At 61.0% G+C, this 6,620-nt stretch carries 4 protein-coding genes; all 4 read left to right on the plus strand.

Annotation, left to right across the window (positions count from 1 at the left end; all coding sequences use genetic code 11):
- Positions 1-50 precede the first annotated feature (50 nt).
- Positions 51-2,555: a helix-turn-helix transcriptional regulator gene (locus IDH44_RS01310; RefSeq protein WP_190913949.1), complete on the plus strand. Its 2,505-nt coding sequence runs from the start codon at positions 51-53 to the stop codon at positions 2,553-2,555.
- Positions 2,556-2,724: 169 nt separating this feature from the next.
- Positions 2,725-3,693, plus strand: coding sequence for an ABC transporter permease (locus IDH44_RS01315; protein WP_190913950.1), 969 nt, complete (start codon positions 2,725-2,727; stop codon positions 3,691-3,693).
- Positions 3,693-4,577 carry a carbohydrate ABC transporter permease gene (locus IDH44_RS01320; RefSeq protein ID WP_190913952.1) on the plus strand — a complete coding sequence of 295 codons (885 nt, stop codon included), beginning with the start codon at positions 3,693-3,695 and terminating at the stop codon, positions 4,575-4,577. The genes IDH44_RS01315 and IDH44_RS01320 overlap by 1 nt, the downstream gene beginning before the upstream one ends.
- A gap of 46 nt (positions 4,578-4,623) precedes the next feature.
- Positions 4,624-6,237 carry an extracellular solute-binding protein gene (locus tag IDH44_RS01325; protein WP_190913954.1) on the plus strand — a complete coding sequence of 538 codons (1,614 nt, stop codon included), beginning with the start codon at positions 4,624-4,626 and terminating at the stop codon, positions 6,235-6,237.
- Positions 6,238-6,620 lie beyond the last annotated feature (383 nt).

Genomic DNA, 6,620 nt, shown 5'->3' on the forward strand with positions numbered 1-6,620 from the left:
CGTTTTGGCGCAGCTGGCGAAGGAAGGGCAGCTTTTATCGGAAAAGCCTCGTGCTGATTCTGCTGACGGCAAGTATTCCGGGCTTCATCACCGGCGCAAGCATCTACGGGGTCTCGGTACGCGGCATGGAGCACGACCTGCGCGAGATGCACCAAAAGCAGATCGGCGAGCGCGTCGCCAACATCGACGATCAGCTCGGCTATCTGGAAGTCGATCTGTCGCACTGGGCGTTCAGCCCGCGCTTTGGCTATCCGCTGCAGGAGCTGGACTTCGTCTATCACTTCCAGGAGACCTGGGATATCAGCAAGTCGCTGGTCATTCTGGAGGGCTCGCATCCGCTCATTCGCGGCGTGAATCTGTATATTCGCCCGCTGCAGGTAGGCGAACCGCCGGTGCTGTTCAATACCGGTTATTACGAGCTGAAGGATGCGGAGCGAATCGCGGATTACGAGCAAATGCTCGGTGACCGCCGCAGCATATACTGGCGAACAGGCCGTGCAGCCGAAGAGAGCGCTTCGCAAACCGGGCTGGCGGAGGGGCCGGGCGGCTCAACAACTGGATCGCCGGCTACAGAGACCGGCTCACTCATCGGATCACCGACGACAGAGGTCGACGTCCCCATCGAATCACCGTCAGTAGCGAATCGACCGCACAGCGAACCGTCCTCTGCACGTAACCGCTCGGCCCCCGACTCGTCGGCGTCAATGGATTCGCCAGCTCCACCGGACATGCCTGCACCACCGGACACGCCGGCGCCAACCGCCGCGCAGGACGCGCCGCTCATGCTCATCCATCAAATTCCAGGCGGCAGCACCGAGCCGTTCGGCGTACTGCTGCTGACCGTCGATCGGGCCAAGATGGTCAATCTGCTCAAGACGATGACGCCCTACAACGCGGGCGCGACCTTCCTGATGGACAGCAGCGGCCGCCGGATCGTCTCCGATGACCGCGCCGCCGAGGACCTCTACGACCGGCTGCAGGAGGAGGTCCGGACGCGTCAACAGATGCGTGGCGAGGATACGTTCCTCTGGGAGCAAGGCGGCAAGACGTTCGCCGTCTCCTACGGCAGCTTCATGCGGGTCGGACAGGGCTGGTCGTATGTATCCGCAGCACCGGTCACGGCGATCACCGCGCCGGTGGTGGCCATGTCCCGCACGATCCTGACGATCAGCGGCGTCGGACTGGCACTAGCCTTGCTGCTGTCCTGGCTGACCTCGATGCGCGTCTATTCGCCGGTTGCTCGTCTGCTGAGCCGACTCGGCGCGACGGAGCAGGGGCCGGGCAGAGAGGACGAATTCGGCTTCATCGAGCGGCAGTGGCAATCGGCGCAGCGCGAGAGTCTGCATCTGCGGGCACGGCTTGACGATCAGCTGCCGCATCTGCGCTCAGGCTTCCTGCTGCAGCTCCTGCAGGGACATCTGTACGCCTACAGCGAGCACGATCTGCGCAAGCAGCTTGAGCGCTACGGCTGGGAGACAGAGGGGCACCAATACCATCTGATGCACCTGCGGCTGACCGGCTACAGCCGGCTGTCGGGGCGATTCCCGCACGGCGACGAGAATCTGGTCACCTTCGCCGCAGCCAATATTGTCGAGGAGCTGACGGCTGAAGCTTTTGCGCAGCATAATGTCATGAACTTCCACGATCTGTCGCTCTGCCTGATCGTCGCCTCGGAGCCGGGCAGCGATGTGATCGAGCCGCTGGATCGACTGGCGGCGCGGATCGTGGAGATGGTGAACCGCATGCTACAGCTCCAGGTTATCCTGGCGATCAGCCGACCGCTCGAGGAGATGCGGCGAGTCGCCGAGACCTTCATGGAGGTGGAGCGAGCCTCTGCACTCAGTCCGGCGCTCGATCAGAATCAGGTCATCCGTCTCGGCGCGCACCCGCCGTCCTGCGAGGAACGAGCCGGCCGCTACCCGTTCGCGGTAGAGGCGGAGCTCGTGCAGGCGATGCGCAGCGGGCGCCTGCGCACCGCCGAGCGGCTGGCGGAGGGCTTCCTCGACGAGCTGCTGTCCTATCCGGCCTCTCACGTCCAGATCGAGCAGAGCGTGCTGCAATTGCTGGGCAGTCTGCTGCACATGATGCTGCAGACCGGCAGCGTGCCGCTGCGCCTCTACGGCGGAGCGAATCTGTATGAGGAGCTCTCGCAGCTGCGCGAGCCCGACAAGATGATTGCCTGGCTCAAGGCGCGCGTTATCGCGCCGTTTATGACGGAGCGCGAGCAGCGTGCCGGCGAGCAGCTTCGGGGCATGGTCGAGCAGACGGTATCTTACATGAAGGCGCATTTTGCGACGGCTATTTCCCTGGAAATATGCGCGGATCTCGCGGGCGTAAGTCCCTACACACTGAGCAAAGTATTCAAGCAGCTGATGGGCATCAACTTTATCGACTACCTCACCGAGCTGCGCCTGGCCAAGGCCAAGGAGCTGCTGCGCGAGTCGGAGCTGCAGATCGCGCAGGTCGCGGAATCGGTCGGCTACCAGCAGCGTTATTTTAATCGCATCTTCAAGAAGCATGTCGGCGTGACTCCAAGCGAATACCGCAGTGCATAAGAGGCCCAGCTCGGCAAAATCGTGCACGTCGGCGTCGGAAAGCCGCATCGCAGCTAGCAATTCCCCATAGGCGGTCGACAGAAAATAGTGGCAAAAAAATGGAATTGTAAGCGGTTCAAATATTCGCGATACTGAGGCCAGATTCCTCGACACAGAAAGGAACGAGCCGATGGATACGACTGCGCAAAAAGCAAAGCCGCTTGCGGTTCAAGCCCGGCAGCGTGGAGGCAGACGCCGCTCCTGGCGGGCGCGGCTGGCGAAGGATCGCTGGCTATACGTGCTGCTGCTGCCTGGATTGCTGTATTTTCTGGTTTTTAAGTATTGGCCGATGTGGGGCGTGTTGATCGCTTTTAAGAATTACCAGCCGTTTCTAGGGTTTTGGCAGAGCGAATGGATCGGCCTGGATCATTTCCGGACGTTTTTCTCCAATCCTGATTTTGCCCGCCTGTTGCGCAACACCTTTATTCTGGCCGTGTACGACCTTGTGTTTTTCTTCCCGGCGCCGATTCTTGTCGCGCTGCTGCTCAACGAGATTCGCGTCGGCGTCTTCAAGCGGCTCGTGCAGACGATGGTGTACGTGCCGCACTTCATCTCGATGGTCATCGTGGCGAGCATGACGTATGTCTTCCTGACGACCCAGGGGGGCGTGCTGCACGCGCTCGTGGAGCAACTGACCGGCCGCAGCTTCAACTTCCTGGCCGATCCCGACTGGTTCCGCCCGCTGATCATCTTGCAGATCATGTGGAAGGAGACGGGATGGGGCACGATCATCTTCCTCGCCGCGCTCGCCTCCGTCGACGTCGAGCAGTACGAGGCGGCGGTGGTCGACGGGGCGACCCGCTTTCAGCGCATGTGGCATATCACCCTGCCGGCGATCAGCGGCGTGATCTCGATCCTGCTAATTTTGCGTCTGGGCAACTTTCTCGACAACGGCTTCGAGCAGATCTTCCTCATGACCAATTCGCTCAATCGCACAGTGGCAGACGTATTCGATACCTACGTCTACTTCGTCGGCATCACGCAGGGCGCATTCAGCTACAGCACCGCGATCGGGCTGTTCAAGTCGGTCGTCGGCATCGTGCTGATCTTCGGCAGCAATTATCTGGCCAAGCGGCTCGGCAAGGAGGGACTGTACTGATGCATAGCCGTCACGATTCACCGTACGAACGGGTGTTTGACATCTTCAACTATATATTCCTGGCGATCTTCGCCTGCGTCACGGTGCTGCCGTTCGTGTATATCATCGCCGGCTCGTTCGCGACCGAGGCGGAGCTGACCGAGCGCGACTTCTTCATCTTCCCGCGCGAATTCGCGCTCGGCGCGTATCAATACATCTTCTCCTCGGACACGATCTTCCGCAGCATTGGCGTGTCCATCTTCATCACGGTCGTCGGTACGCTGACGAATCTGCTCTTCACGCTGACGATGGCGTATTCGCTGTCGCGGCGCGATCTGATGGGACGCAACGCGCTGATGAACCTGATCATCTTCTCGATGCTGTTCAGCGGAGGGATGATTCCGACCTACCTGGTCGTGCGCGACCTGGGCCTGATCGACAATTATGCCGCAGTCATCCTGCCGGGGGCGATCAGCGCCTTCAATCTGATCATCATCAAGAACTTCTTCCAGCAGCTGCCGCCCGGTCTCGAAGAGTCGGCGCGCATCGACGGCTGCACCGAGCTCGGCGTGCTGTGGCGGATCGTGCTTCCGCTGTCGAAGCCGGTGATTGCGACCTTCGGGCTGTTCTACGCCGTGGGCCACTGGAACAACTTCTTCGCGGCGCTGCTGTATCTCAACGATCACGAGAAATGGCCGTTGCAGGTCGTGCTGCGGGAGATGGTCATGCTCTCCCAGCTCGCGGTTGGGGACCTGTCCAACATGGATCCGAACTTCGTCAAGCCGCCGGATCAGGCGGTCAAGATGGCGGTCATCGTCGTCGGCACCGTGCCGATTCTCCTCTTGTACCCGTTCTTGCAGAAGCACTTCGCCAAAGGCGTGCTGCTCGGCTCGATCAAGGGGTAATAGAGGCGCATCGATAGATAGGGACAAAAAAGGGAGGAAAAACGAGATGAAGCAAACGAAACGCAAGGCAACGGGAAGGCTGGCGCTGCTAGGTGCGGTGCTGGCGGCGCTGGTGGCGCTGGCGGCCTGCTCGGGCGGCAACGCCGGCAACGACAACAACGGCGGCAATGTGGGCAATGGCGGCAACAGCGGAGGCGGGCAGACGGCGGGCGGCAACGGCGGCGGGTCCGGCGACAACGGCGGTGAGGCGCAGGAGGAGGCGCTGAAGCTGAGCTTCATGATTCCGGCCTTTCAGACCGAGCTGCCGGACAAGGATTCGCCTGTGCTCCAGGCGCTGCAGGAAGCGACGAATACCGAGATCACGATGCAATATGTGCCCAACAGCTCGTATCCCGATAAGATGAACATCACGCTCGCCTCGGGCCAGCTTCCGACCCTGATGGTCGTAGACCGCAATGCGGCCAGCTTCATCAACGCGGCGCGCTCCGGCGCCTTCTGGGAGCTGGGTCCGTATCTGGACGACTATCCGAACCTGAGTCAGGCTAATCCGATCGTGCTGAACAACTCCTCGATCGACGGCAAGACGTACGGCATCTACCGCGGCCGTATCCTCGGCCGGATGGGCGTCACGCTCAACCGTCAGTGGATGGAGAATCTGGGGCTGGAGGCGCCGCAGACGCTGGACGAATTCTACAACGTGCTCAAAGCATTCAAGGAAGACGATCCGGACGGCAACGGCAAGGACGACACCTACGGCATCGTCGTCTCCAAGTATGCCGGTCCCTGGGACATCATGCAGGTCTGGTTCGGCGCGCCGAACAAATGGGGCGAAGCCGAGGACGGTACGCTCGCGCCGGCGCATACGACGCCGGAATACCTGGAGGCGCTGCAGTTCTTCCGTACATTGTACGTGGAAGGTCTGGTCAACGAGGACTTCGCAGTCATGGACCCGGCCGTATGGACCGATCCGATGGTCAACCAGGAGGCCGGGGTGTTCGTCGATGTCGCGGATGCGGCCAGACGGATGGACAACAGCATGCAGGACAAAGCGCCGCGCGACACGCCGTATGTCGACGTGTTCCAGGCGCCGGTCGGGCCGAAGGGCCACCGCGATATGCCGACCTCGGGCTATGCCAATGTCATCGCCGTCTCGAAGTCGGCGGTCAAGACCGAGGATGAGCTGAAGCGCGTGCTGACCTTCCTTGATCGGCTCAACGACGAGGATATGCAGATGCTGCTCGGCTATGGCATCGAGGGGCGGCATTACGAGATGGTGGACGGGTACATCCATCCGCTGACGACGCCAGAGGACGTGGCGCTCAGCAGCGAGCTGAACTCGTTGAATCAGATGCTCATGTTCATCGGACCGACGACGCCGACGCTGGAGTCGACGGAGATCAACGACAAGGTCGAAGAGGTGCAGGCCGCCAATGAAGCGATCGTCGTCGGCAATCCGGCCGAGCCGCTCATCTCCGACATCTATGCCCAAAAAGGGCAGCAGCTTGACAATATCATCGCCGATGCGCGCATCAAGTACATCGTCGGCCAGATCGACGAGCAAGGGCTGGAGGAAGCGTTCGACCTGTGGATGAGCAGCGGCGGAGCGGATTATATCGCTGAGATTAACACGCTGTATGAGGAGGCCCAGGCGGCGAATTAGTTCATGCCAGCGGCGGAAATAAGCGCAAAATGCGAATACAGACAGTAGCGGGCCGCCCGCCGCTGGTGGGTGAGAGCGGAAAAAACGGAAAGGGCGCTGCAGACGAGTGGGACGCGGGCTGCGAGGCAGTGAGGCGCGCAGCTCGCGTACGCGTGGCGTACTTCGGAGCCAGAGCGCGAGGGCAGTTGGGGCGCTTGGCATCAGCAGAGCCGAGGCGGCAGGATGACACCTTGCACCGCTGCTGTGAAATAAGCGTAAAATGTGAGGCTATAGAGTGGGAAAGGCGGGGCTTGGCGGAAATAAGCGCAAAATGCGAGGCTACTGAGTCGAGATGCGGTAGATGGCGGAAATAAGCGCAAAATGCGAGGCTACTGAGCCGAAAT

The sequence above is a fragment of the Paenibacillus sabuli genome, from assembly GCF_014705605.1.
In the GTDB taxonomy this organism is placed as follows: Bacteria; Bacillota; Bacilli; order Paenibacillales; family Paenibacillaceae; genus Paenibacillus_D; species Paenibacillus_D sabuli.

Excerpts from the sequence above, each read along its gene's own strand:
- IDH44_RS01315 (WP_190913950.1), top strand. The coding sequence starts at position 2,725 with ATGGATACGACTGCGCAAAAAGCAAAGCCGCTTGCGGTTCAAGCCCGG.
- IDH44_RS01320 (WP_190913952.1), top strand. The coding sequence starts at position 3,693 with ATGCATAGCCGTCACGATTCACCGTACGAACGGGTGTTTGACATCTTC.
- IDH44_RS01325 (WP_190913954.1), top strand. The coding sequence starts at position 4,624 with ATGAAGCAAACGAAACGCAAGGCAACGGGAAGGCTGGCGCTGCTAGGT.